This window comes from Paenibacillus chartarius, assembly GCF_042432825.1.
Taxonomy (GTDB): Bacteria; Bacillota; Bacilli; order Paenibacillales; family NBRC-103111; genus Gordoniibacillus; species Gordoniibacillus chartarius.
Window position 1 is genome coordinate 1 of record NZ_JBHLWN010000054.1, and the last position, 24,915, is coordinate 24,915.

Sequence of the window (24,915 nt, forward strand, 5' to 3'; positions counted from 1 at the left end):
AAGGGGTTGAGCGGTGTGGAGATGTGGGGGTGGGGCTATACGACTTTATTTTCGGTGCATACTGTAATAAAAAAGTCTGGAACCAGTTGTCCAGTGATAAAGATGTCGTGAACCAGTAAAAGATGTCGTGAACCAGTAAAAGATGTTGTGAACCAAAAAAAGATGTCATGAACCGATATGCAAGATGATTCAGCATCTAGAAGGGAGCCCGGGGAATGATTCGTGGCTCCCTTTTAATTTGTGTAGAAATAAATGTATACGGGATTTTACGATTGGTGGTGAAATTGTTGAGTGACATTGGCTATAGAATCAAATGTATCCGCAAAGAGAACAATTTAAACCAAATTCAGTTTGCAAAAAGTATAGGCATTTCTCAAGGAAACCTGAGTGAAATTGAAATGGGAAATAGTAATCCGTCTGCGGAAACATTAATATCTATTCGAACACAATATAATGTGAACATAAACTGGTTATTAACTGGTGTCGCTGCAGAAGATGGGACGACATATGAAGATCAGTTCGAGAAAAGGCTGATTGAAGTTTTTAGAAAACTTGATGATTATGACAAGAACGAAATAATTGAGTTTATACGAGTAAAAATAAATTTAAGATCAATATAGTTATTTAATGAAAATAAAGGATTTTCGCTTAGCTTAAGATAAGTCTCTTATTAAAGCAATACATGCTCCCCGCATATGTACTTTTATTATAATGAGGAGGACGTAGCCCAAGCGAAGGAGCGGGAGCGTCCTTTTTGAACTAGCGGGCAGTTTAGTGACAAAAACATTCATGATTTCCTAATCGCAAACCGTTGATGAAAATTTACGCAAGTTTGGATATGGAAGTTACTTCCTATACTAATACCACCATGGTGAAGTAATACGTTGCTTTTTATGGTGGAGTTACCCCGTCACAAAAACTGTAAGGATCTGCTCTGAGAACAAACCGATGCTAGCCCTGAGAGCCCATTCAGTGACTGCGTACAGAAAAATGCTGTAGTTCGAGCTGATCCGTCACCATGATTCATGCGTATCGGAGGTTGTTTCATATGGAAGTACTTATTCCAAACTGTGCAGGGATGGATGTCCATCAGGAATCCATCGTGGTTTGCGCGATGCATACCAAGGATGATGGCTCTGTGGAAAGCGAAATTCGAACATTCGGAACACTAACAAAAAACCTGTTTGAATTGCTGGAGTGGTTAGAATCCAAATCCATATCCCATGTTGCCATGGAGAGTACAGGAATCTACTGGAAGCCGGTATATAACATTCTTGAGGGCTACTTTGATGTAACGCTTGCTAATGCTCAGCGAATAAAAAATGTCCCAGGGCGTAAAACCGATGTCTGTGATGCGGAATGGATCGCTAAATTGTTGAGAGTCGGCTTGATCGAGCGCAGTTTTGTACCATCGGAAGATTTGCGGGAACTGCGTGACCTATGTAGACTTCGTAAAAAACGCGTTGGCAATCTGACTGCTGAAAAGAACCGCATTCAAAAGTACCTTGAAGCTAGCAACGTCAAGTTGGGCACTGTCATTTCCGACGTATTTGGTGTATCTGGCCGAAACCTTTTACAACGACTCATCAAGCAAGGCTACATTGATGCACCCGATATCGACGATTGCGTGAAGGGTACCATACGAAACAAGAAGCAATTAGTAGCAGATTCTCTAGTGGGCACCATCACGACTCACCAAATGGAATTGATTCGGGATTGTTGGGAACATATCGCCTTTCTCGAGAAATCCATTGCGAGTTTGGAAGCTAAAATCGAATCGCACCTACAACCCTATCACGAAGAGTACGAATTGCTACAAACGATCCCTGGTGTTAGTGAAGCAACCGCCGCTTCGATTATTGCAGAGATTGGTGTGGACATGAACCAGTTCCCATCTGCTGAACAGCTATCGTCTTGGGCAGGTGTGGCGCCAGGAAATCATGAAAGTGCGGGTAAAAAAAAAGTACAAAGAGCGTAAAGGGAAACAGTCACGTGAAAGTTGCCTTATGCGAAGCGACTTGGGCAATCGCTCGTTCGAGGCACACCGAACTCTCCACGAAATTTTGGAAAATTGCATCCAGACGCGGCAAGAAAAAAGCATGCATAGCCATTGCACGAAAAATACTCATCATCTGTTACCACATGCTAAAGCAAAGACAGCCTTATATAGAGGGTGGTCGCAAGTATATTTCGCCAACAGGTTAACTTAATAGTATGACCAACTTCATTAAATCCTATACTTGGCGCAATCCGAGGTTGGGCCCCGGGCATCCTATTGTTCATTTTTTGCAAATCCTGCTACTTTTAGAAGACGATGTCCGACCAAACGTGGATTTTGATTTTCACAGAAAAAAGGAATCCTTTGTAAGGTAAAGAATAATAGAATCTGTGACGTTGATGAATTAGCGGTTATATGCAATTGGGGGAAGGACGAAAGATCGAATATATGCCATTACCATTTATTGTTGGTAGTGGTATATTTGTTTTAAGTGAATCAGTACATGATAACACTAGCCGGCGCGAGTTCGAGGAAGTCTTCACTAGCTTGAAGGAGTCTGTATAAAACAAAGTGGTTTCGAAGATGTTTGGAAGACTTTGCATAGAACGGAGCGGATTCAAAGATGTCTTGATAAAAGGACTCTGTATAGATCGTAGTGGATTTAAGATGGTTGCCAGGGCATACAGACTTTCCGTCGGTAAACGCGAAGAAGCCCTCGACAGCGTAACGCCGCATTATGCGAGCCATTTTTTATTCCCTCAGAAATGCTTGAAACCCTTGTCCCATAAGGGATTTCGCTGATTCCCCACTTCGCTTTTGTCGCTTTGTCCTCGCATAACTTGGATTTTTTCAGCCAAGATATACGAACCAGGCACTTAAAGGTTATGCGCGGAAAAAGATATACGCACCTGATTTTTACGAGATATACGAGGCTGATGGTTCGATCATAAATCGCATCAAAACACCAGTCAAGCTGACCCTGTCATTTAGGTGTTGTATTCTTCTGAACTGACAAGGAGGAATGACAGAACGTGGAAAAGAATGATGTCGCTGTCCAGAATGAGCCCAAAAGCAAACCTCGGGCCCTTCTGGAAGTATTAGCCGTATCCACGAAACTCGGTCTCACTTCATTCGGAGGACCGATCGCTCATCTCGGTTATTTTCATGACGAATACATACGCCGCCGCAAATGGATGGACGAACGGAGTTATGCGGATCTGGTCGCGCTTTGTCAGTTTCTTCCCGGTCCTGCCAGCAGTCAAGTCGGAATCGGGATTGGTGTCATTCGCGCCGGTTTGCTTGGCGGGCTGACTGCTTGGCTCGGCTTTACGCTGCCATCTGTCATCGCGCTGGTTCTGTTCGCCTTTCTTTTGCAGGGATTTGATATTGAAAGCGCAGGATGGATCCATGGCCTTAAGATCGTCGCCGTAGCCATTGTCGCTCAAGCCGTTCTTGGCATGGGACAAAAACTGACCCCTGACCGAAATAGAGCGACAATCGCCATTATTGCAGCGTCCGCCACCCTCTTGTGGCAGACAGCTTTCAGCCAGTTCCTGCTTATTGTTGTCGCGGGCATAGCTGGACTTATGTTATACAGAAAAACGGCAATACCTGAAGCACCGAACCTGTCAGTTCCTATCAGTCGCAGCTTTGCCGTCATCTGCTTGTCTCTTTTCTTTGGACTCCTGATCGCTTTGCCTCTGCTTCGACAATTTGGTGTTGCGGACTGGCTGTCCTTGTTCGACAGCTTTTATAGGGCAGGTTCTCTTGTATTTGGCGGAGGTCACGTTGTTCTTCCGCTGCTTGAACGGGAAGTCGTACCGACAGGGTGGATCAGCGAGGCAGACTTTCTAGCCGGTTACGGTGCGGCGCAAGCGGTGCCTGGACCGTTATTCACCTTTGCCGGTTATTTAGGTGCGATGATAAACGGAGTGAAAGGAGCTATGATCGCTACAGCGGCCATCTTTCTGCCTGCTTTTCTGTTGATCATAGGCGCGCTACCCTTCTGGAATTCCTTGCGAAAAAGCCCTAAAGTACAGGGGGCGCTGATCGGGATTAATGCAGCGGTCGTCGGCATCTTGTTAGCTGCATTATATAACCCGCTGTGGACGACGGCTATTCTGGCTCCTGCTGATTTTGCCTTGGTTTCGACTCTGTTCTTGATGCTCGTCTTTTGGAAGATACCGCCTTGGGTTGTTGTTATCATAGGTGCGATAGGCGGAACGCTGCTCGGACTGATTTGAAAATGGATCGCATACATTGCCATGATTCAGGGAATTGAGATGCAATAAGTTCAGAATACGACTAAACCGCCACTGCTTCACGCGGATCTCCTGTTAAGGATGTTCAAAGCCTGAATCTTAAGAGGGTGTATGACATGAGCACTGAGAAATTAATTCGAAAGTTTGACAAACAAGCAAAAATATACGAAATGAGAAGAAGGAAGCAATCGGAAAAAAAGTGGCGTGAAAAATTGATCCGTTGCGCAAAGGGACGTGTTCTGGAAGTTGGTGTAGGAGCGGGAGCCAACTTTCATTTTTACCCTAAGGACGTTGAAGTGACGGCAGTCGATTTTAGTAAGGAAATGATGAGCAGAGCAAAAGAAGCAGCTGCTGAAAGCGGTATTCAAGCGGAATTCACTCTTTCCGATGTTGAATCGCTTTCCTTTCCGGACGATTTGTTTGATACCATCGTATCCACATTGACGTTTTGCGGGTATGAAGATCCACATCGAGTATTAAGTAATATTCAAAAGTGGTGCAAGCCGGGCGGACAGATTTTATTAATGGAACATGGAATCAGCTCATATCGGTTCGTCGGCCGGATTCAAAAGATGGTGGATCCGTTGTTCAAGAAAATGGTCGGATGCCATCTTAAACGAGACATCTTGCAGATTCTTAAGAATACGAACCTGAACATAAAGAAAGTCGAGCGGCATATGTTGGGAGCTGTATACCTGGTGTGGGCTGCCCCGAATAAATAGATCCAAACCGGCTTTTGTCCCATGCATACGGGATGAAAGCTTTTTTTATTGACCCTGGCAATCGGCAATTTCTATGTATTGACAGGGCAATGAATTTGTTTTAGTATTCAAGTGAATACTTGAATATTGGGTGGTTTTAGATGGACAACATGAACGGAAGACCTTTCAAAGATGCGATTTATAAACAATTCGCGCGGATCGGAAAATGCTTATCCAGCGAGAGACGCCTTGAACTTCTCAACCTGCTGTCACAGGGGGCCAAGTCCGTCGAAAAGCTTGCCCAGCAGACGGATATGACCATCGCCAACGTCTCCCAACATCTTCAGGTTCTTTCCGAAGCCCGCTTGGTGACGTCCAAGAAGAGGGGAACTTATGTGTATTATGAGTTGGCGAACACGGCAGTAAACGAACTATTGCTGTCTATGTGGAAAACAGGGGAACAGCAGCTTGCAGACATTCAAAAGATAAAAGAAGAATTTATGCCCCCACACGGCGGTTTTCATACGATTTCTCTGGAAGAAGCATTGGCCAAACATAAACAGGGGGAAATCATTCTCGTTGATGTCCGGCCTTCCGAAGAGTACGAATATGATCATATTCCTGGCGCTATTTCCATTCCGATTGATGAGCTGGCTGAACATATGAATGAACTGCCGAGCGATCTTGAAATTGTAATCTACTGTCGCGGGCCATACTGTGTGTACTCGGCACAAGCCGTCTTGGAGCTGCGTAACAAAGGTTTCCTCGCTTACCGATTGGAAGAGGGGGTGCATGAATGGAAAAAACACACGGGAAGCCTTCACTAAACCGAATCTATCTGGATTTCAACGCAAGCACTCCCATTGCTCCAGAAGTAGCGAAGGAAATCCAGTCGTTTCTGGTTGACCGGTTCGGCAACCCTTCTGCAAATCATTGGGCATCCCATTCGCTTCAGGAGACCATCCATCAATCGCGGGAGAGTGTTGCGCTTCTTTTGGGTTGCAATCCGGAAGAAATCGTGTTCACAAGCGGAGCCAGCGAAGCGAATAATCAGGCGCTGAAAGGCGTATTCTTTGGCCGTCAAAGACGAGGAAATCATATCATTGCAACAAAAATTGAACATCCTTCCGTTCTGGAGGCTTGTCGTTTTCTTGAAAGAGTAGGTGCGCAAGTTACCTATCTCGAGGTTGATGAATTCGGTCTCGTCTCTCCTGAGGATGTCGAAAAGGCGATCACCGATCAAACCATTCTCATCTCGATCATGCATGCCAATAACGAAGTGGGAACGATCCAGCCCATATTGGAAATTTCCCGAATCGCCCGAAAGCACGGAATTTATTTGCATTCGGACGCTGCCCAATCCGTCGGAAGATACCGGTTAATGTACATGAGCTCGGGGTTGACTTGTTATCCGTCGCGGGTCATAAGTTCTATGCACCCAAGGGGATCGGAGCGTTATATATCCGCAGCGGTGTTGTTCTTGAGTCGCTTATCCATGGTCCCGGGCATGAATCGGGGAGGCGGGCCGGAACCGAGAACGTTCCGTATATTGCCGGGCTTGGCAAAGCGGCAGAGTTGGCCGCTCAGGATTTATCTGCCGAACATCTCAAAGCACTCGGTCAATATTTCTGGAATGAATTGAAAAATCACTTTCAAGACGCGATATCATTGAACGGGCATCCCGTTCATCGATTGCCGAATACGTTCAGTATCAATTTTCACGGTTACAGCGGGCAGGATATTCTTCAGCGATTGCCCGAGATCGCGGCCACCACGGGTTCCGCATGCCACACGGGAAGCACATCGTTATCTCCGATTTTATCGGCCATGAAAGTTCCTGAAGAGAAGGGAAGAGGAGCCGTACGATTCAGTCTGGGGAGATATACGACTGAAGAGACGGTTAAGAAAGCCTTATCCATCATAAAAGAACGGATACCTTGCATCACAAAAGGAGGCGTTTGAAATGTTATTTCGTCAATACTTGCATCACGATCCGGTGGTGGCCATTTCCTATTTCTTTGGGTGCGGCAGCCGGTCGCAAGGGGTTGTCGTGGATCCGGTCGAGGAAGCCGTGGATTTCTATATCGAAGAGTCCAAGCGTCTTGGCATGGACATTCGTTATGTGATCGATACTCATCTTCACGCCGATCATATTTCGGGCGCGCGAGAGTTGGCGAAAAAGACAGGCGCAGCTTATGTCATGCATCAATCAGCGGCAACCGCTTTTCCGTTTCAATCCGTCGAGGACGGGGACGAAATCGTTGCCGGGAACACCGTGATTCGAATTCTTCATACGCCCGGTCATACCCCAGAGCATTTCAGTCTTGTCGTAACGGATCGGGCGCGCGGCGACGATCCTTGGTTTATCGTAACGGGGCACACTCTCATGGTTGGAGATGTGGGTCGGACGGAACTGGCGAGTGACGTCAAGGCGGGCGCAATGCAGCTGTACGAAAGCTTGTTTCAAAAGATTCTGGTTCTGCCGGATGAACTCGAAGTGTATCCCGGAGCGTATTCCGGTTCGGTATGCGGCAGGAGCTTGAGCGGCAAACCTTCTTCCACCATCGGATTTGAGAAGAAATCCAATAAAGCGTTGCGTCTGAAGGAGAGAGAAGCATTTGTTGCCTTCATGACCGAAAATATTCCCGAACCTCCCGCAGGATACCAGGAGATTCGAGCATATAACTCCGGTTTTCAAACGAATAAGCCATGACCGAAATGACTCCTCGACAAGGCATTCGCAACAACGCATTCAACTTTTTCATGCTTGTATTCACCAATTTGTTCGTCGGTTCCATGGTGGGAATGGAACGAACCATTTTGCCGCTCATTGGCGAGCAAGAGTTTGGACTTGCTTCTACTAGCGCAGCATTGTCATTTATCGTATCGTTCGGGTTCTCAAAAGCGATCGTGAACTACTTTGCAGGCAGGTTGGCGGAGCAATTCGGTCGCAAAAAAGTATTGCTGGCGGGCTGGGGCTTCGGTTTCATCGTGCCCCTGCTGGTCATTGCGGCGCATGAATGGTGGGTTATTATTGTTGCCAATCTATTTCTGGGAATCAATCAAGCTTTGACTTGGTCCATGACGGTGAACATGAAGATCGACCTGGTGAAAAGCAATGAGCGGGGATTTGCGATCGGTCTGAATGAAGCAGCCGGCTATTTAGGTCTCTCGGCTGCCGCTGCCATGACGGGGTACATCGCATCCGTTTCATCTTTGCGCCCGGAGCCGTTTTTATGGGGACTCGGGTTTGCGTTGGTCGGATTTCTGCTTTCGTTAACCGTGAATGCTACGGAAAAACATTTGACGCTTCAAAACGTGACAAAATCTGCTCAATCCGAGTATTCATCGACAATCATCATGAAGTTGGTGACTTGGAAAGAGCGAACGCTTTCGAGTTGCAGCATCTCCGGGCTGGCTACCAATTTCAAAGACGGGGTGGCATGGGGGCTATTTCCATTATTCTTGCTGGATAAAGGGTTAACGGTCGGCGAGATAGGGGTTATCGTTGCCGCATACCCGATATCGTGGGGAACCTTTCAACTGCTTACCGGCGCCCTGAGCGACATATGGGGAAGAAAACCTCTGATCGTTGCGGGAATGACTTTGCAAGGGCTTGGCCTGTTATCTTTTGCTTTTTCGCACAGCTATACCGCATGGTTATTAGACGCTATCGTTATTGGACTTGGAACCGCGATGGTTTATCCGACTCTCCAGGCAACGGTTAGCGACGTGGCCGATCCTTCCTGGAGAGCATCGGCGATGGGAGTCTATCGCTTCTGGAGAGACAGCGGATATGCGTTTGGAGCGCTGTTTGCCGGCTTCGTTTCAGATATGATTGATTCTAAGGCTGCCATAGCGATTCTATCCCTTTTGCCCTTGGCTGCGGGCGTTGTGTCGTTTTACAGGATGAAAGAGTCTTTGAAAAAATAGGCTTCTTTACCTTTACTGCGTGGACTACACACCCGGTGAGTCAGCAAAATCCGGAATGATTTCGGGAAAATCTTTTATCAGAATAAAATGGTAAAAACGCTTAGAAAGAGAGGAAGAGAGTCATGTCCATTCAGAAAGAAGTAGTGATTCAATCAGATATTGATTCGGTCTGGAGAACATGGACCGAATCGGACGGGTAGCGCAATGGTTTACACATGCTGCTGAGATTGAGCCGAGAGTTGGAGGCAAATACGAGGTTTATTTTAACCCTGCTGACAAAGATACGATGAGCACAAAAGGTTGCAAGGTTTTGAAGATTGAAATACCGAAGGTCTTGGTTTTTGATTTGAAAGATCCGGATCAATTCGCCGAACTCATGAATCAGCCTAACGAGCTAACGGTCGTTGAAGTAACATTCACTGCACACGGGAAGAATACAAAGGTTTCGTTAAAGCATAACGGTTGGAAAGATTCCGAAGGTTGGTCTGCAGCAAAACAATGGCATATCCATGCTTGGGATGACGTGTTATCGAGCTTAAAGTCAAAACTTGAGTCGGATACAAACGGAGATGTTCTTTATGTCGGCGTATCCGGGGGTCAGACCGCTTGTTAGAAAAAGTCGCTGATTTGTTGCATTATGCAACAAATCAGCGACTTTTCAGTGAGATGCTTTCAGTTGAAAAAATAGACGATCTCTCAGCTAATCATTTGGCATGGTTTCATCCTCCGTGCATTTTTTTAACCATATCGATAAAGTCGATCTGGTGAAAGGCCACTGCTATCCACGCGATCACAGCGAGGATAATGACTGTTACGAGTGCCTTTTTTCTCATGGATGGTTCTCTCCTTCCTAGATGTAATCGAGCGTATCCCGAATGGTCAGCCGCGATGCTTTCCATGCAGGATAGACACTTGCAGTTGCTGATCCGATGATAATAATGACGAGCCAAATCAAAATGGCTGTCGGCGACGAAACGAGAGGCAAAGGCGAACGAAAGGCCAAATTTCCGATCAGATTTCCAACGGCTGCAGACACCGGCAACGAGATGACAAGGGCAATTACCCAGCTCATGAGGCCGATAAATATCCCTTCGCTGACGACGTTCCGAAGAACCGTCCTCGATCGACCGCCGATGGTGCGCATGATTCCGAATTCACGGGTGCGCTCGACTACGTTTGTACCCATCGACGACATGAGCCCTAGTGCGCCGACGACTGCCATGATGACCGACATCAGGATCAAGGCAAAGATGAGGATATAGACATGGCCACTTACCGCTTCATTTAGCATCGTCTCCGAAATCACCGCTTCCACCCTGACGTTTTCTTTCTCGAGCACGCGTTCGATTTCTTGTTGAACCCTGTCTACGGTGCCGGGGTCCTTCAATGCGACTCTCAAGGCGTTCGTCTGCCCCGAAAGTCCGACGGCTTTGGTATATCCTGACGGGGATACATAGGCTGCTGCGGGTGACAGGTTTTCCCGCACGATGCCGACCACCTGCAATTGAACCGGATTTCCGTTAATCGCTAGCGATAAGGGATCCCCCAAGTTCACCTCTGGAAATAAAGCATGGGCATTATGGTTTAGCACAACGGCGTTATCGGAATCTCCGCTTCGAAGCCATCGTCCCTTCAATAGCGGCAATTCAACCGTTTCCGTATCTGCTGGAACGGAGCGAAGCGTAAAGCTGCCGTGTCCCCCGTCCGGGTAAGTTCGAATGATATCTAAACCATCGGTTCGGATCGCCGCGGCAGGTTCACGATTCCAAGCTTCCACATGCCGGACTTCGGGGATGCTTTGAAGGATCTGGATGATTCGGTGCTCCGCCTCCGGACGATTCAGCCGAATTTCCAAATCATAATGACGATTCGAAACTGCATCGGACAAAATCGATTCCCAGCCTGTTCTGACATTTAAACTTGTCATGAACATGCCGCCCGCAGCTGCCAGTAAGCTAAGAGTGAGCAACAATCGTCCTCTTCTACGAAACGTATTGCGCAAGGCAAGGATCAGTGTTCGATCCAGTCCTCGTATTTTTCCGAGCCATATATCGAGTCGCTTGGAGCCAAAAGACTTCCTGCTTGTGCCAAAATCGTTGATGGCTTCCCGGACGGTAATCCGCGTTGCTCTCCATATGGGAACAAGTGCCGTAAGAAAAGGAACGAGTATACCGGCCAACAGCAATACGACGTAATTCCACAACGGAATGGAATCGCTATACAGCGTGAAATTTAAAAGTTCTGCAACCGTAACCGCAAAACCTCGTCCAGCTGCAATGCCCGTGGGCATACCTAACAGGACGGCTGCAAAACCTACAAGCATGATCAATAGGAGATACAGGGCGGCGATCTGGCTCGTTCGCGCACCGATCGCTTTCATGACGCCGATTTGGCGAATTTGCCCTGCAAGCAGTCCGCCGATCATCGTGGCAATCAGAATGGCACTGAGCGTGAGTGCCAATAGACTGAAGATAAGAAGCATGATCAGAATTGCCGTCATCTGGGACTGGTGCGGGTGCTTTCCGGGAGGCGGAATTCGGATTTCTCCGACTTTATGTCCTTGCTGTTTCAACCATACGGCCAGTTCTCCGATTGTCCGTTCAATTGCCTGCGAGTTCATTGGCTGATCTTTGACGAGCACTTTCAAAATATGAAAGGCGTCGGTTTCGCCAAGCAACGCCAACGTCGAAGGGGCGGCATACCCGTAGGCGGTTTGCTCCTGCCACGATGGTGCCAAGCTCGGATCATGGACGGTTCCTGTGATGGCAACATTCAGCTTCTGACCGTCGGGTGTTTGAATGCGCGGGGCATCTCCGATTTTTGCTTTTAAGAGCTGAAGCGCGGTGCGTTCGAGCAATATCGAACCTTCCGAAGGCGGCCAAGCGCCGGATTCGGGACGGAAAGTACTGATGCGCATGCTCTTGAAATCTTCCACGCCGAAGATAAGGAGCGGTTTCCATTCCTGGGGCCGCACTTCGACTCTGGCTTCCACCCAAGCCGTCGCTTCCGCACCTGCGATGCCGGGTCGATTACGTACTCCGTCTAAGAGGGATTTGTCAATATGATCCAATTCCAAGAAAGCGGAAGCTGGATTCGTGCTTTGATAATTCAGACTCATTTCACGGGTTAGAATCGTGTAGGCGCTCAGAATCGTTCCAATGCCAAAGATTCCGACCGCGATGGAGAGAACCATCATGACCATTCGTCCCTTGGCGATACGGAGATCGCGTAGCATTTTCCGTAGGCGAGGACTAAGCATGATGCAAAGCCTCCTTGACCGCTGCTGTATTGGACACGATGGCTCCGTCGGACAGCAAAATCGATCTTGTGAAATATCGGCTTAAATCGCGCTCGTGCGTAACCATGACCACCGTTTTACCTTCCGATGCCAGCTCGGCAAAGAGATTCAACACGACGTCCGTCGTATGAGAATCGAGATTGCCGGTCGGCTCGTCGGCAACCAGGATGGGTGGATCGTTCGCCAGCGCCCGGGCGATGGCTGCACGCTGCTGTTGTCCGCCGGAGAGATTGGATGGCAGTTTGTCCGCCTGCTCGGCAATGCCTACCTTGCTCAGAAGTGCAACCGCCCGTTCTCGTCTTTCGCGTGCCGGATACGTATGGCAGAAATCCATCGGAAGCATGACGTTTTCCGCTACGGTTAGCGTAGGCAGCAATTGAAAGAACTGAAAGATAACACCGACGTTTTTCCCGCGCCAGATCGCAAGCTGCTCCTGATTCAGTGAGTGAATGGCTGTAGAGGCGACGAACACTTCTCCGGAAGTGGGGCTGTCGATTCCGGTAATCACATTGATAAGGGTTGACTTTCCGCTGCCTGACTTGCCGACAATAGCCGCGAATTCCCCCTTTTGCACTTGCAAGTTCACTTCTTTGAGCGCAGTGAAGTCCCCCGATGGCGATGCGTATGTTTTGAACACACGGCGAAGAGAAATGAGCGGGCTCCCTTGAGTCATTTTCGGTTCCTCCTCTAAAATTTTTGTTGAACATGATGTTCAATTTCGATCATAATGTTCGTGTGGGAACTCGACAATAATCAAAGGCGGTCTCCATGTTCGTTATGAAACAACTTTTTACACATTGTTCAACAAAAGGGGGGTAATTCGTGTCAGACAAGAAGGAAGACAGGCGGGTACAGCGAACGCGTACCATGCTGCACGAAGCGCTTCTGGATTTAATCGTCGAGAAGGGGTATGAAGCCATTACCGTTCAGGATTTAATCGATCGGGCGAATATTGGTCGATCCACTTTTTACTTTCATTTCGTCGACAAAGAGGAGCTTCTTGTAGACACGATCAACAGGACTCGCGAGTTTCTCAAGGAACAGATGTCCAAACGCACTATTGCAGAAGAAACAGGGAGAACAAGTTTTGGCTTTAGCCTCGCCATCTTGCAGCATGTACAAAGCCACAAGCAAATTTACCGGGCAACTGTCGGCAAGCAGAGCGGGGCGCTTGTTCTCCACCATATGAAACGGATGATCACAGATTTGGCGAGGGAAGAAATCGAAATGCAGTTGTCATCTTCTGATTCATCGTTGATTCCCCAAGACTTGGCGGTTGAATTTGTCGTCAATACACTGATGACGCTCATGATTTGGTGGATGGATCGGAATGCGCATTATTCTGCGTACGAAATGGATCGGATGTTCCATCAATTGATTCTCAATGGGATCGGTTGGGAAGAATAACGAAATAAAGGACTGATCGTTGCCATTCCATCCATCTTTATTTCGCTTATGAGCGTATTAGGTAGTATTCTTCGTGCCTCTGGAGATATGAAAACGCCGATGAAAGCATCAGGATCAATTCATTCATATCTGTCTTGATTAAATCTTTATTTAAGGCCTTTATGAGTTTGCTGGCTGGGGGATTGTCAGGGCGGCTTTGGCTACGGTAATCGTTCGGATCATTGGGACCGTCATGTTGTATGGTAAGATTCAAAAATCAAAGATCGCATTTTCATATGATTGCCGGAAACATTGAAATATACTTCTGCCTGCCCAGATATGGGTTTGGCGTAGCGGCCGCAACCCTTGTCGGGCAGAATAATGGAGCTAAACGGTTCGAAGATGCTTTTCGATATGGGCTTCTGACCGACCGGCGTGGCCGTTCTCTTTATGTCTTTTGTAGGAATTCTTATGTTTATTTTTGCACCATTTGCGGCAAGCTGGTTTACGGACCAGAAAGATGTCATTGAATTGCATTCCTAGAATTGCATTTAGCGGCACGAATCGCACCAGTAATGATTGGTGCCAATCCAATTAGTCCCTACCAACTTCTAAAATATAAGCCTAATACAATAATGATTACTCCAATTGAAATCCTTTTAATTTGTTGTGCTTTCCCAACGTTACATATGATCTGAGACACCCCTTTATTAAAACCTCTCGGGAATTTATTATGACAACACGTTTAATTGTAGCCTCTCCTACTGGATACAGTCTGGCTTCATCAATGTTTCTGTCTCGTTCACCCACATTCAGACTCCAAGTCTTCATGTACAAAGATCATTGAAACTAATCTAGCCAACAATTGATGGCAGGTGCCTACAATGGGCGTAGCAAGGTTCTTGCCTTAGTGATCCAACCGCCTTTGTGACGAAAAATCTGGTTTGTTTAATCTGATTCGGCGTCTGATGTTACAAATAATCTTGACAGTTAATCACAAATATTTTAATATACCCATAGGGGTATTGGTATATTACATTAATCACAAGGAGGGCGATTTCATGGCAACAATAAAAGCAACGGACGATACCTTGGATCAAATCATCAAGAATAACAAAATCGTACTGGTTGATTTTTGGGCCCCGTGGTGCGGACCATGCCGCATGATGGCTCCTGTTTTGGATCAATTGGCCGATGAAGTGGATAAAGAGGCGGTTATTGCAAAATTAAATGTGGATCAAAATCCGTTCGCCTCCGTAAAATACCGAATCCAAGGTATTCCTACATTAAAACTCTTTGTTAACGGGAGAGAAGCCACAACATTCGTTGGTATTCAGCCGTTAAATAAACTGAAAGCATTCATCATGCAATACGCAAATTAATTTTTTTTAATTGAAAAAATACCCCTATAGGTATATTGGAAGTAACTTGAATCGGAATAATACTAACGAAAGGGGTGTCTTATGGAACTGGATTTCGGTTGGATCCTCACACTTTTCGTTATTGGTTTCATCGGTTCTCTGATTTCAGGAATGATCGGGATCGGAGGTTCCATTATTAAATATCCGATGCTGCTGTATATTCCCCCTTTACTTGGTTTTGCGGCGTTTACCGCACAAGAGGTTTCTGCGGTAAGTGCTGTGCAAGTGTTCTTCGCAACGTTAGCCGGCATGTTTGCTTACCGCAAAGGAGGGTTTATCAACAAGAAGCTCGTCCTTGCCATGGGGATTCCTATCATTGCGGGGAGTTTTATAGGCGGCTACGGTTCGAAATTTCTGCCCGATTCCGCGATTAACTTGACGTATGCCGTTATGGCGCTCGTTGCGGCCGTCATGATGTTTATGCCAAAAAAAGAAACGGATAGGGCTGACTATTCTAATGTTAGCTTCAACACAACTGTTGCAGCAATCGCCGCTGCAATCGTGGGTATTTTGTCGGGTATCGTTGGCGCAGCCGGCGCATTCATCACTGTCCCGATCATGCTGGTTGTTCTAAAAATTCCTACACGTGTGGCTATCGCTTCATCGTTGGCGATTACGTTCATTTCCTCGATTGGCACTACGGTCGGTAAAGTGATGGGGGGTCACCTGCTGTTGATTCCATCCCTGGTGATGGTAATAGCGAGTATCATCGCCTCACCGCTGGGTGCCAAGCTTGGCAAGAAAATGAATGTGAAGGTGCTGCAATGGATTCTCGCCGCGCTCATTACGGCAACGGTGATCAAGATTTGGGTGGATATATTAACTTAACAAGGTGTGAACGAAAATGGCTGGGAAACATTCGAAAGTTATCCTCCCCCATGAAGTGCGAAAGCGGCTTGAGCAGGGGGAGAAATTGAACTTACTGGATGTGCGCGAGCAAGACGAATGGGAGTCGGGACATATTCCCGGCGCCAAGCATATCCCGCTAGGTACTATTGGTGAAAGACGCAAGGAATTGGATCCGGACAAAGAAACGATTGTCATCTGCCGGAGCGGTAATCGCAGCGGTTTGGCGTGTGAATATCTCGAGTCCATGGGCTATAAGGTCGTCAATATGCAAGGCGGCATGTCCGAATGGACCGGGGATATCGAATACGGAAAATAAACATTCTATAACGGGAGGGTGATTGTAATGACTATAGCAATCCAAACGAACCGCGTCCTTGAATGCGAAGGGCTGGCATGTCCGATGCCGGTCGTAAAAACAAAAAAAGCCATCGATGAAATGCAGCCGGGGGAAGTCCTTGAAGTGCGGGCCACCGATAAGGGTTCCGTCGCAGATTTGCAGGGCTGGGCTAAACGCACCGGCCATCAATACATTGGTCTGAAGGAAGAGAACGGGGTTTTCCGCCATTTCTTGAGAAAAGCATCGGACAGCGAGACAAAAACGGAAATAAAATTCCCTCACATCATGAGTAACGAGGAACTAAATCAAAAACTAACTTCTGGTGATAGCATCAGCGTATTGGATGTACGAGAACCTGCGGAATATGCCTTCGGGCGCATTCCCGGCGCCGTTTCCGTACCTTTGGGACAACTGGAGGAAAAACTGAGTCAGCTGGATCCGGGCAAAGAGTACGCAGTCGTTTGCAGAACGGGGAACCGCAGCGATATGGCCTGCCAAATTCTTGCCGAGCGCGGATTTTCCAAAGTAAAGAATGTGGTGCCAGGCATGTCCCAGTGGCAGGGGGCCACAGAAAGCGACGAATAATAATCGAGTAAAGGAGAAAGAACAAAACATGGCAAACAAAAAAGTGGCGATTATCGCATCTTCCGGGGGTCTTGAAACTGCATACAAAGTATTGAACATTGCAACGGCAGCGGCGGCGCTGGACGCTGAGGTGGCTATCTTCTTTACCTTTGAAGGACTGTCGATCATTCATAAGGATTCCGAGCAAATGCTGCAACTCAGACCGGGTAACGAAGGACTGGCGGAAGGCTTCAAAAAAATTAATGTTCCGACAGTAACCCAACTTCTGGACGTGGCCAAAGAATCGGGTGTCCGCATGATCGCCTGCCAAATGACAGTAGATGTGATGGGACTTGACCAAGAGCACTTTATCGATGGAATTGAACTCGGCGGCGCCGCGGCATTTTTGGATTTTGCATTCGACGCGCAGGTGACGCTGAACTTTTAAGCGGGAAAGGAGAATAAGAATGGAAAAAGTACCCTTGATTACGGCAGAAGAGCTTCACCGTAAAATGAATTCGGGTGAAGACGTGGTGATTCTCGATGTAAGGAACGAGACAGATTATAACGATTGGAAAATTGAAGGAAAAAAAGTGAGATCCGTTAACATTCCGTACTTTAACTTTCTGGAAGAGGATGAGCAGGTGCACGCCGGACTGCCAAAGGATACGGAAATGGTCGTCGTTTGCGCAAAAGGCGGATCTTCCGACTTTGTAGCGGAAATGTTGATGGAGAAAGGGTATAAAACCTACTCGTTGGAAGGCGGAATGCTGGCCTGGAGCCAGTTCTACCATCCGACCATCGTATACATGGACGAAAAGTTCAAATTGATTCAAATCAACCGTTTGTCTAAAGGCTGCCTCTCCTATGCCGTCATTTCGGAAGGGAAAGGCATGATCATCGACCCGAATCAAAAGGTGGATGTTTACCTTGAACTTGCAAAACAGCATCGTTTCAAGATTGAACATGTCGTGGATTCCCATCTGCATGCCGATCATATTTCCGGAGGGCGACAGCTTGCCGAACAAACCGGCGCAACGTATTACATCTCTTCCGGGGAGGTAAAGGATACGAATTTGAAGTTTGAGCCGTTGGATCGGCATGATCGGATCAGAGTCGGAGAAATTGATGTGGAGGTCTTGGCGATTCCCACGCCTGGGCATACCCCCGGATCGACATCCTTCTTGATCAACAACCGGTTCTTGATGTCCGGAGATACCATCTTTGTCGGCGGTTTGGGAAGACCCGATCTTGGAGGCAAGGCAAAAGAATGGGCGATGGATCTGTACGATACCGTGTTCAACAAGCTGAGCGATCTCCCGGACGATTGTCTCGTTCTGCCCGCTCACTATGCCGACATTCAGGAGATCAACGATAACGGTATTGTTGGGGCCACATTCGGTGAAATTCGCGAGAATAACGAAATTATGCAAAACGCCGACCAAGAAGCCTTTACGGAACAAGTGGCTAGCGCGGTCTCCATGGAGAAACCGCCAAATTTTGAAGAAATTGTGGCCATCAACCGGGGCGAACTCCAAGTCGATGCAGAAAAAGCGGTCGAACTCGAGATTGGACCGAACCGCTGCGCGGTACATCATCACGGTTAAAATGTAAGGAAGGAGGTTCAACTTATGGCGGATATTGTTGTTGACGCAAAAGGTCTTGCTTGCCCGATGCCGATCGTCAAAGCAAAGAAAGCAATCGATTCGCTCGAATCCGGTCAAATCATGGAATTGCACACAACCGACAAAGGTTCCATGAACGACTTCCAAGCATGGGTTAAACAAACGAACCATGAATTGATCGAAGCTAAAGAAGACAACGGTGTATTTAAGTTTATCGTAAAGAAAGGATAAGTTTTTGAAGGGGATGTGGTTCCAGGCACTGCATCTCCTTCCTAAAAGAAAGGAAGAAAACATGATTTGGTTTATTGCAGCAATAACCTTCATTGCTTACCAAATTCGAAATCACGGGCCTGTTCAAGGTCTTTATTATATATCTTTCCCCAAATTGCAAAGAATGAAAAAACAATGGGGCAAAGCCGGTGAATCTTCGCGAAGTGCTGAGCCGCGCAAATTTTAAGAAAGCGTGCAGGATAGAACGAATTGTATGCTTTTCTATATCCGGAAGAAGCTCCTATGATCAACGTAAAAAGAAAGTATGCACCAAGTATGACTAATTTTTTTCGCTTTTTAATACCCATACCTGTATGATTTACAAAGAAAGGATGATAGATATGAGCCAAAAAGAAAAAACCACCATCGTTCTTTTTAGCGGAGATTTGGACAAAGCGATCGCCGCCTTCATCATTGCCAACGGAGCGGCCGCTTATGATCACGAAGTTACGATGTTTTTCACCTTTTGGGGATTGAATACCCTTCGAAAAGATCCACCTGTTTCCGTAAAGAAAGGGTTTCTTGAGAACATGTTCGGTAAAATGATGCCGCGCGGAGCGAAAAAACTGGGACTCTCCAAAATGAATTTTGCCGGAATCGGTCCCAAAATGATCAAGCATGTCATGAAGAAACATAATGCGCTCAGCCTGCCTCAGTTGATTGAGCTCGCGCAGGAGCAGGGAGTTAAACTGGTTGCATGCACAATGACCATGGATTTGCTTGGATTGCGGAAAGAAGAATTGATCGACGGGATCGATTATGCCGGTGTTGCAGCCTATTTGGGGGATGCTGCAGACGCGAAAGTGAACTTGTTTATTTAAGACCAGTTCCCCCGGATTTAGGTTATAATATACCTATACACGTATAAGCAAATGGGGGATAACGATGAATATGAATTACGATGATGATGTAAAAAGAAGACTGCGCCGCGTGGAAGGGCAAGTACGCGGCGTACTGAAAATGATGGAGGAAAAGAAAAACTGCAAGGATGTGGTGAGCCAGCTCTCAGCTGTCAGAAGCGCAGTCGACAAAGCCATTGCCTATATCGTTGCGGTCAATCTGGAGCAGTGCATTCTTGAAGAAAAGGAAGCCGGCAAAGATACGAGCAAACTCGTTCAGGAGGCCGTGGAATTATTGATCAAAAGCAGGTAGGTGATTCCGCATGAATTATTATTTTTACGCCATATTATTTATTCTTTTAGCATGGTTTCTGTTTAAGCAATTCGCTCCGGTGAAAGGATTGAGGAATCTGAACATCGAGCAGTTCAAGAAGGAATACAAAGGGCAAAGGCTGATCGATGTTAGAGAGGTTCATGAGTTTAAGCAGGGTCACCTTCCAGGAGCGGTAAACATTCCGTTAAGTCAGATTCACAGGAGACTAGGCGAGATTCCGAAAGAAAGTCCTGTCTATTTGTACTGCCGCAGCGGGATGCGCAGCAAGCAAGCCGGTAGGATCCTGAGCCGGAGCGGATACCGTAACGTGGCTCACTTGAACGGCGGGATCACGGCGTGGGACGGACCTTTAACAAAATAGACGAGTTTTTTCCGGAAAAGATACCATACTATCGTTAGGGTTAATACACTGACTGGGGGAACGGCCATGTTTCATTATACGGCAGAAACAACAGCGAACGTTCAGAATGCCATTGCCGCCTTGGAAACATCTTTAAAGGAAGAACAGTTTGGCGTGCTGTGGCGGTTTAATCTTCGCGAAAAACTGAAGGAAAAAGGATTTGATTTTGAGCGGGAGTACGTGGTTTTGGAGGTGTGCAATCCTGCGGAAGCGAACAGAGTCGTAAGTGAAAGTGCGTTGGCGGGTTACTTTCTTCCGTGCAAAATCGTGGTCTATGAAGCGGACGGGAAGACCAAAATCGGCATGCCGAAACCGACCGCATTCATGAATATGCTGGAGGATGCTGCTCTGATGGGCATTGCCGCCGATGTGGAAGCCCGATTGATTGGATGCATCAATCAGGCTGCGAATCCATGATATGAAAACCGATGAGTTCATCTCATTGGTTTTTTCTTTAACGCATCTTAACAAATGGATGCTATTCTCGGACAAACGGCAACGTGTTTAGGGGATGTTAGAGGAATGAAGGGCAAAACGATCCTGATTGTTGAAGATGACGCCAAGATCCGGCAGTTGCTGAAAATATATTTGGAAAAAGAAGGATATGAGATCTTAGAAGCGGCAGACGGCTCTGAGGGAATGAAGTTGTTTGAAAAGCTCGATCCATGTTTTGTGATTATGGATCTCATGCTTCCGCATAAAAGCGGGGAAGAGCTGTGTCAATGGATCCGTTCCGATATGAAAAGCGATATTCCGATCATCATGCTGACGGCCAAGGTGGACGAATCGGATCGGATTCAGGGGCTGCAAATGGGGGCGGACGATTATATTACCAAGCCCTTCAGCCCGCAGGAGGTCGTTGCCAGGGTCGAAACCGTCCTGCGAAGAACGGCCAATCGATGCAGTAAAATCAGTTACAAAGGACTAACGCTGAAACCGCTTCGAGGAGAAGTGAAGTTCAACGGAGAACTTATTCCGCTGACGATGCATGAATTTAAGCTTTTATATTTTCTGATGCGGCATCCGAATCAAATATTGACAAGAGAACAAATATTACAAGAGCTGTATCCGAATGAAGAACGTTCTGTAATCGACCGGACCGTGGATGTCCATGTCAGCAAGCTCCGGGAAAAGATCGAAGCAATGGAAGGAGCCCCCCGTTTTATTGAAACGATAAGAGGGATGGGATATCGATTTGATGCATATTAAACATTGGATGTTTTGGCGAAAGCGTTTGACGATGAAACTCATTATGGTCAACGGCCTGGTCATCGCTGTTGTGATCTGGCTCGCTGGGGTATCCGTAAAAGATTTTGCTTGCATGGTGGTGGGCCAATATGAGCTGGTCGGTGAGGAAAAAAGCAGGTTCTTCAATGAAACAATGGAGTTTTATTTATGGAGAGCAAGTTTTTTGGCCATTTTGGTTGCCGCCATCATTCATTATGTTTTTATCAAAAAAATACTTTCTCCTTTAAAACGGCTCGCGAAGTCAACGCAGCTCATGATCGAGGGACATTACCCGGAGCCCATCGAACCGAAATCTCATGATGAAATCGGTCAGCTTACGAAGCACTTTAACGAATTGGCAAAAACATTGAAGCGTACGGAAGAAAACCGAAAACGTCTTCTAAGCAATATATCGCATGAACTGCGCACGCCTCTAAGCAACTTGAACGGCTATTTGGAGGCATTATCAAATGGTGTCATAGAAGGCAATCGGGAATTGTATCAATCTCTGCTTGAAGAATCTCAGCACCTCACCCGTCTCGTAGAACAGCTTCATCATTTGACGGTCTGGGAAGCTCGAGGGAATAACAGTCTGTATCAGACAGAAATCAAAATACATGAACTTCTGCAACAAACGATTCAGGCTTTTCAGTTGGAAAGCGACAAAGCAGGTGTTTCATTGGACGTCTCCATACAAGAGGGAGTCGTTCTTGGCGAGGAAGACGGAATCAAACAGGTCATGAACAATTTGCTCAAGAATGCTTTCATGTATAATACAGGGAATGAGATAAAGATTACGGGAAAAAGGGAACAAAAACAATACCGCATCACGGTTTCCAACATGGGAGAATCAATACCGGGTGAAGCTCGCGATTTGGTTTTTGAGCGGTTCTATCGCGTGGATCCGTCAAGACACCGGGAGAAAGACAGGAACGGTACTGGGCTGGGTCTTGCGATTGTAAAAGAAATTGTGGAACGGTTCGGCGGACAAGTCGGACTGCACTCGGATGGTAATCTGCATAATTTTTGGGTTACTCTCCCTTTGGAAATAAAAACGGTAAAGGTGGTTAAGAATCATGACGGAGCGCCGGTTTAACCCTGAACATACGGAGAAACTGGACAACCCGGAGCGGCGAAAAGTTCTGCCTCCAGAAAAGTTATTGGAATTATTGGAAATCCAAGATAACGACATTATTCTGGATTTGGGGGCAGGTACCGGTTATTTTACCATACCCGCGGCAGGACTTACCAACGGGAAAGTGTATGCTTTGGACGTTGCACCACAGATGCTGCAATATTTGGGAAAGCGTGTGAAGGAGGAAAAACTGGACAATGTCGAGTTAATTGAAGGAGCCATTGAATGTATTCCCCTGGCAGGACAAATCGCCGACCATGTGATCGCTTCATTCGTCTTACACGAAGTAGAACCTTTGGAAAAAGGACTCCAAGAAATGAGCAGAGTGCTAAAGCCGGGCGGAACAGTATTATGTATCGAATGGGAAAAAAAACAAACGGAACAAGGCCCTCCTCTCCGTCATCGAATACATTCCAATGAGCTTGCAGAAGCATTTGAAGAGAATGGGTTCTTGGTTGAAAAACTGACCTATCCTTCCGATCAGCACTATCTTATTGTTGCAAGGGCTTGTGCACATAACTGCTAAATACTGAAAATGCGGGGCGTATCATGAATTTCAATGGTTTGATGGGCTTGAAAAAAGTGCCTGATCGCATCATGGGCATGAATTCCCAAATGCTTTTTGACGGACTGATATTGCCCGAGGATTTGTTCGCCGGCACTGACAATTCGGTATATGGCATCCTGTTTAAGCGGTTTATTTTGAACGAGAAAATGTTCGATTCGCCGTCCTTTGGGGTTATATGGTTTATAAGCCATGATGACACCGGAAGTTCGCAACACATATCCGCCTTTCTGCTGAAACGGGTCCGGGGAAAAGACTTGCTCCAGGTTCGTTTCAAAGGCTTCAAGAATGAATCGCCCTTCCAGTTCTAGTGTAAACAATTCCGGGTTCGTCGGTATGATTTGATATAAATCTTCCACAGTTATGACTCCCGGAAGAATCGGGGCGCCGTACCTCCAACCATGAGACAAAGCGATATCGGCATCTATCGCATACAGGTACGCGTCGGTGATGAGACGGTCCATCGGCGTTTCATTCAAAAACATGCGATGAAGCGGTGTTTTCAGCTTGCCGATTTCTTCGCGCAGGAGCGTCTCGTAAGGTTGCTTGATCTCCCGGATAAGACGCGAGAATTCCGGGTCTTCTTCGTATTCGTCCGCGTAAAGCGGAATAAGTTGATGCCGAATATGGGTTATTTTTCCGTTTTCAAAGGAAATATCGATTCTTCCGAGAAACGAAGTGCTTGCCCCGGATTGGACAATCCATGTGTTATTTTGTCTGATTGGTTTGTCGATTCGATCATGACTATGCCCGCTTAAAATGATATCGATCCCTTCAATGCAGGATGCCGCTTTTATATCCAAAGGCAGTCCCATATGGCTGATCACCACGATAAGATCCGCTCGCTCCTTCTCCCGTAATTGATGAACCACTTTTCTCATATCGTCTATATTTAGCGAAAAAGTAAATCCTTCCGAGAAAGAAGGAGGCATCGTTTGATCTACAAAAGGATAAGTCCATCCCGTCAAACCGACCCGTATACCTTCGATTTCCCGAATCATATGCGAATGAAAAGGATTGACTTTGCCGGAGATTGGCTTGGCATTCATTGCCAATGCCGGTGCCGGAACTTGACTTATCAAAGAAAATAGCTGTTGGGGTCCGTAAGCAAAGTCCCAGTTCCCAGGTACCCAAGCATCGAGCGGCATTTGTCGGAGTAGCGGCAAGACGGCTTCACCCTTGGACAAAACTAGCGGTCCTGTACCATGAAACAAATCGCCCCCGTCAACAAACAGTACGTGGGGATGTTGTTGTTTTAAACATGTCACATAGCGGAAGATGCGTGAAAAGCCCCCGCAATGAATGTAGAACGGACGCGGATCGCCCCAGAAGAATTCCGGATGGGCGTCCAAACAACCGTGCGTGTCATTTTGTTGAATCAATACGAGTTCCACACTTAAGCCCCCTTGTTGAAGCATGTGATCCCAAGCTTATGGATAGTATGGGGAGTTCCAGCCTGTTTTTAAACCTTCTTTATCAGAACTTAACACAAGGCCGGTACGATCAAACGAAGAACATCCGGGAAGGGAGAGATGAGGATGTCGTTTGGGTACCGGGTTCTGGTTTGCGCCATTTTGATCCAAACTTATTTCGATTTGAAAACAAAGGCCCGGAAAGGAGGACGAAATTTCCAAATGCGACAAGAAGCGCTTGGCTTCTTGAAGACCGACTGGTTCGAAACGTTGTGTACCGCCATCGATCTTGATCCTTCCTTCGTAAGGAAGGAAATGCTCCGTGCTTCCGCCAATACCCGCAATAGGGCTCCCAGGAT

General features: G+C 46.9%; 25 protein-coding genes and 2 pseudogenes. 24 read left to right on the forward strand and 3 right to left on the reverse strand.

The annotated features are described in order from the left end of the window. Positions 1-215: 215 nt before the first annotated feature. The 9 genes and pseudogenes from ACFFK0_RS13895 to ACFFK0_RS13935 all read left to right on the forward strand — a co-directional run bounded on the left by ACFFK0_RS13895 (position 216) and on the right by ACFFK0_RS13935 (position 9,507). A complete protein-coding gene (locus ACFFK0_RS13895) occupies positions 216-620 on the forward strand; it encodes a helix-turn-helix domain-containing protein (RefSeq protein ID WP_051318252.1) in 405 nt (134 codons plus the stop codon). Between the two features lie 428 nt (positions 621-1,048). Then, positions 1,049-2,205, forward strand: a pseudogene (locus ACFFK0_RS13900) (IS110 family RNA-guided transposase). Between the two features lie 825 nt (positions 2,206-3,030). Further along, positions 3,031-4,242, forward strand: coding sequence for a chromate transporter (locus ACFFK0_RS13905; protein ID WP_127607618.1), 1,212 nt, complete (start codon positions 3,031-3,033; stop codon positions 4,240-4,242). 134 nt (positions 4,243-4,376) lie between these two features. Beyond that, the gene (locus ACFFK0_RS13910; RefSeq protein ID WP_062494123.1) at positions 4,377-4,982 is read left to right on the forward strand and encodes a class I SAM-dependent methyltransferase; all 606 of its coding nucleotides are present in this window, start codon (positions 4,377-4,379) and stop codon (positions 4,980-4,982) included. A gap of 149 nt (positions 4,983-5,131) precedes the next feature. Then, entirely contained in the window at positions 5,132-5,788 is a 657-nt protein-coding gene (locus tag ACFFK0_RS13915; protein ID WP_027093267.1) for a metalloregulator ArsR/SmtB family transcription factor, read from the forward strand. Continuing rightward, positions 5,758-6,923, forward strand: a pseudogene (locus ACFFK0_RS13920) (cysteine desulfurase family protein). Before ACFFK0_RS13915 ends, ACFFK0_RS13920 begins: the two are co-directional and overlap by 31 nt. Before the next feature lies 1 nt (position 6,924). After that, positions 6,925-7,674, forward strand: coding sequence for an MBL fold metallo-hydrolase (locus tag ACFFK0_RS13925; protein ID WP_127607621.1), 750 nt, complete (start codon positions 6,925-6,927; stop codon positions 7,672-7,674). A gap of 5 nt (positions 7,675-7,679) precedes the next feature. Further along, positions 7,680-8,894 (forward strand): MFS transporter, encoded by a 1,215-nt coding sequence (locus ACFFK0_RS13930; RefSeq protein WP_127607623.1) that lies wholly within the window; start codon positions 7,680-7,682, stop codon positions 8,892-8,894. Positions 8,895-9,072: 178 nt separating this feature from the next. Further along, a complete protein-coding gene (locus ACFFK0_RS13935) occupies positions 9,073-9,507 on the forward strand; it encodes an SRPBCC family protein (RefSeq protein ID WP_225312755.1) in 435 nt (144 codons plus the stop codon). A gap of 237 nt (positions 9,508-9,744) precedes the next feature. Here ACFFK0_RS13935 and ACFFK0_RS13940 read toward each other — a convergent pair whose 3' ends face one another. Together ACFFK0_RS13940 and ACFFK0_RS13945 are read right to left on the reverse strand one after the other, a co-directional pair. Then, the gene (locus ACFFK0_RS13940; protein ID WP_377470882.1) at positions 9,745-12,096 is read right to left on the reverse strand and encodes an FtsX-like permease family protein; all 2,352 of its coding nucleotides are present in this window, start codon (positions 12,094-12,096) and stop codon (positions 9,745-9,747) included. A gap of 49 nt (positions 12,097-12,145) precedes the next feature. Next, positions 12,146-12,865 carry an ABC transporter ATP-binding protein gene (locus ACFFK0_RS13945; RefSeq protein ID WP_127607627.1) on the reverse strand — a complete coding sequence of 240 codons (720 nt, stop codon included), beginning with the start codon at positions 12,863-12,865 and terminating at the stop codon, positions 12,146-12,148. A gap of 149 nt (positions 12,866-13,014) precedes the next feature. Here ACFFK0_RS13945 and ACFFK0_RS13950 point away from each other — a divergent pair, with 149 nt between their 5' ends. From ACFFK0_RS13950 to ACFFK0_RS14020, 15 genes are all read left to right on the forward strand, one after another. Then, positions 13,015-13,599, forward strand: coding sequence for a TetR/AcrR family transcriptional regulator (locus ACFFK0_RS13950; protein ID WP_062494112.1), 585 nt, complete (start codon positions 13,015-13,017; stop codon positions 13,597-13,599). A 1,040-nt stretch (positions 13,600-14,639) separates the two neighbouring features. Beyond that, positions 14,640-14,960 (forward strand): thioredoxin, encoded by a 321-nt coding sequence (trxA, locus tag ACFFK0_RS13955; RefSeq protein ID WP_062494110.1) that lies wholly within the window; start codon positions 14,640-14,642, stop codon positions 14,958-14,960. Positions 14,961-15,041: 81 nt separating this feature from the next. Then, a complete protein-coding gene (locus tag ACFFK0_RS13960) occupies positions 15,042-15,827 on the forward strand; it encodes a sulfite exporter TauE/SafE family protein (protein WP_062494109.1) in 786 nt (261 codons plus the stop codon). Between the two features lie 16 nt (positions 15,828-15,843). Beyond that, positions 15,844-16,164 (forward strand): rhodanese-like domain-containing protein, encoded by a 321-nt coding sequence (locus tag ACFFK0_RS13965; RefSeq protein WP_062494107.1) that lies wholly within the window; start codon positions 15,844-15,846, stop codon positions 16,162-16,164. A gap of 27 nt (positions 16,165-16,191) precedes the next feature. After that, positions 16,192-16,770, forward strand: coding sequence for a sulfurtransferase TusA family protein (locus tag ACFFK0_RS13970; protein WP_062494104.1), 579 nt, complete (start codon positions 16,192-16,194; stop codon positions 16,768-16,770). Positions 16,771-16,798: 28 nt separating this feature from the next. Beyond that, complete coding sequence (locus ACFFK0_RS13975) at positions 16,799-17,197, forward strand: DsrE/DsrF/DrsH-like family protein (protein WP_062494102.1); 399 nt, start codon at positions 16,799-16,801, stop codon at positions 17,195-17,197. A 19-nt stretch (positions 17,198-17,216) separates the two neighbouring features. Then, positions 17,217-18,356, forward strand: coding sequence for an MBL fold metallo-hydrolase (locus ACFFK0_RS13980; RefSeq protein WP_144942025.1), 1,140 nt, complete (start codon positions 17,217-17,219; stop codon positions 18,354-18,356). 24 nt (positions 18,357-18,380) lie between these two features. Further along, entirely contained in the window at positions 18,381-18,605 is a 225-nt protein-coding gene (locus tag ACFFK0_RS13985) for a sulfurtransferase TusA family protein (protein WP_062494096.1), read from the forward strand. Positions 18,606-18,985: 380 nt separating this feature from the next. Then, a complete protein-coding gene (locus tag ACFFK0_RS13990) occupies positions 18,986-19,465 on the forward strand; it encodes a DsrE/DsrF/DrsH-like family protein (RefSeq protein WP_127607633.1) in 480 nt (159 codons plus the stop codon). Between the two features lie 64 nt (positions 19,466-19,529). Next, positions 19,530-19,796: a metal-sensitive transcriptional regulator gene (locus tag ACFFK0_RS13995; protein ID WP_062494090.1), complete on the forward strand. Its 267-nt coding sequence runs from the start codon at positions 19,530-19,532 to the stop codon at positions 19,794-19,796. A 10-nt stretch (positions 19,797-19,806) separates the two neighbouring features. Beyond that, positions 19,807-20,178: a rhodanese-like domain-containing protein gene (locus tag ACFFK0_RS14000; RefSeq protein WP_085170062.1), complete on the forward strand. Its 372-nt coding sequence runs from the start codon at positions 19,807-19,809 to the stop codon at positions 20,176-20,178. Positions 20,179-20,244: 66 nt separating this feature from the next. Then, positions 20,245-20,634: a DUF302 domain-containing protein gene (locus ACFFK0_RS14005; protein ID WP_127607635.1), complete on the forward strand. Its 390-nt coding sequence runs from the start codon at positions 20,245-20,247 to the stop codon at positions 20,632-20,634. Positions 20,635-20,739: 105 nt separating this feature from the next. Further along, positions 20,740-21,426, forward strand: a complete 687-nt coding sequence (locus ACFFK0_RS14010) for a response regulator transcription factor (protein ID WP_085170060.1) — start codon at positions 20,740-20,742, stop codon at positions 21,424-21,426. Further along, positions 21,416-22,540 (forward strand): sensor histidine kinase, encoded by a 1,125-nt coding sequence (locus tag ACFFK0_RS14015; protein ID WP_085170059.1) that lies wholly within the window; start codon positions 21,416-21,418, stop codon positions 22,538-22,540. The genes ACFFK0_RS14010 and ACFFK0_RS14015 overlap by 11 nt, the downstream gene beginning before the upstream one ends. Further along, complete coding sequence (locus ACFFK0_RS14020; RefSeq protein WP_127607639.1) at positions 22,521-23,105, forward strand: class I SAM-dependent methyltransferase; 585 nt, start codon at positions 22,521-22,523, stop codon at positions 23,103-23,105. Before ACFFK0_RS14015 ends, ACFFK0_RS14020 begins: the two co-directional genes overlap by 20 nt. Here the strand turns inward: ACFFK0_RS14020 and ACFFK0_RS14025 are convergent. Continuing rightward, entirely contained in the window at positions 23,102-24,538 is a 1,437-nt protein-coding gene (locus tag ACFFK0_RS14025) for a bifunctional metallophosphatase/5'-nucleotidase (RefSeq protein ID WP_127607641.1), read from the reverse strand. The genes ACFFK0_RS14020 and ACFFK0_RS14025 overlap by 4 nt on opposite strands. Positions 24,539-24,915 lie beyond the last annotated feature (377 nt).

What these genes read in the sequence shown, in the direction of transcription:
- ACFFK0_RS13895 (WP_051318252.1), top strand. Translation starts at nt 216, where the DNA reads ATGATTCGTGGCTCCCTTTTAATTTGTGTAGAAATAAATGTATACGGG.
- ACFFK0_RS13910 (WP_062494123.1), top strand. Translation starts at nt 4,377, where the DNA reads ATGAGCACTGAGAAATTAATTCGAAAGTTTGACAAACAAGCAAAAATA.
- ACFFK0_RS13915 (WP_027093267.1), top strand. Translation starts at nt 5,132, where the DNA reads ATGAACGGAAGACCTTTCAAAGATGCGATTTATAAACAATTCGCGCGG.
- ACFFK0_RS13925 (WP_127607621.1), top strand. Translation starts at nt 6,925, where the DNA reads ATGTTATTTCGTCAATACTTGCATCACGATCCGGTGGTGGCCATTTCC.
- ACFFK0_RS13930 (WP_127607623.1), top strand. Translation starts at nt 7,680, where the DNA reads ATGACTCCTCGACAAGGCATTCGCAACAACGCATTCAACTTTTTCATG.
- ACFFK0_RS13935 (WP_225312755.1), top strand. Translation starts at nt 9,073, where the DNA reads ATGGACCGAATCGGACGGGTAGCGCAATGGTTTACACATGCTGCTGAG.
- ACFFK0_RS13940 (WP_377470882.1), bottom strand. Translation starts at nt 12,096, where the DNA reads ATGGTCATGATGGTTCTCTCCATCGCGGTCGGAATCTTTGGCATTGGA.
- ACFFK0_RS13945 (WP_127607627.1), bottom strand. Translation starts at nt 12,865, where the DNA reads ATGACTCAAGGGAGCCCGCTCATTTCTCTTCGCCGTGTGTTCAAAACA.
- trxA (WP_062494110.1), top strand. Translation starts at nt 14,640, where the DNA reads ATGGCAACAATAAAAGCAACGGACGATACCTTGGATCAAATCATCAAG.
- ACFFK0_RS13960 (WP_062494109.1), top strand. Translation starts at nt 15,042, where the DNA reads ATGGAACTGGATTTCGGTTGGATCCTCACACTTTTCGTTATTGGTTTC.
- ACFFK0_RS13965 (WP_062494107.1), top strand. Translation starts at nt 15,844, where the DNA reads ATGGCTGGGAAACATTCGAAAGTTATCCTCCCCCATGAAGTGCGAAAG.
- ACFFK0_RS13970 (WP_062494104.1), top strand. Translation starts at nt 16,192, where the DNA reads ATGACTATAGCAATCCAAACGAACCGCGTCCTTGAATGCGAAGGGCTG.
- ACFFK0_RS13975 (WP_062494102.1), top strand. Translation starts at nt 16,799, where the DNA reads ATGGCAAACAAAAAAGTGGCGATTATCGCATCTTCCGGGGGTCTTGAA.
- ACFFK0_RS13980 (WP_144942025.1), top strand. Translation starts at nt 17,217, where the DNA reads ATGGAAAAAGTACCCTTGATTACGGCAGAAGAGCTTCACCGTAAAATG.
- ACFFK0_RS13985 (WP_062494096.1), top strand. Translation starts at nt 18,381, where the DNA reads ATGGCGGATATTGTTGTTGACGCAAAAGGTCTTGCTTGCCCGATGCCG.
- ACFFK0_RS13990 (WP_127607633.1), top strand. Translation starts at nt 18,986, where the DNA reads ATGAGCCAAAAAGAAAAAACCACCATCGTTCTTTTTAGCGGAGATTTG.
- ACFFK0_RS13995 (WP_062494090.1), top strand. Translation starts at nt 19,530, where the DNA reads ATGAATATGAATTACGATGATGATGTAAAAAGAAGACTGCGCCGCGTG.
- ACFFK0_RS14000 (WP_085170062.1), top strand. Translation starts at nt 19,807, where the DNA reads ATGAATTATTATTTTTACGCCATATTATTTATTCTTTTAGCATGGTTT.
- ACFFK0_RS14005 (WP_127607635.1), top strand. Translation starts at nt 20,245, where the DNA reads ATGTTTCATTATACGGCAGAAACAACAGCGAACGTTCAGAATGCCATT.
- ACFFK0_RS14010 (WP_085170060.1), top strand. Translation starts at nt 20,740, where the DNA reads ATGAAGGGCAAAACGATCCTGATTGTTGAAGATGACGCCAAGATCCGG.
- ACFFK0_RS14015 (WP_085170059.1), top strand. Translation starts at nt 21,416, where the DNA reads ATGCATATTAAACATTGGATGTTTTGGCGAAAGCGTTTGACGATGAAA.
- ACFFK0_RS14020 (WP_127607639.1), top strand. Translation starts at nt 22,521, where the DNA reads ATGACGGAGCGCCGGTTTAACCCTGAACATACGGAGAAACTGGACAAC.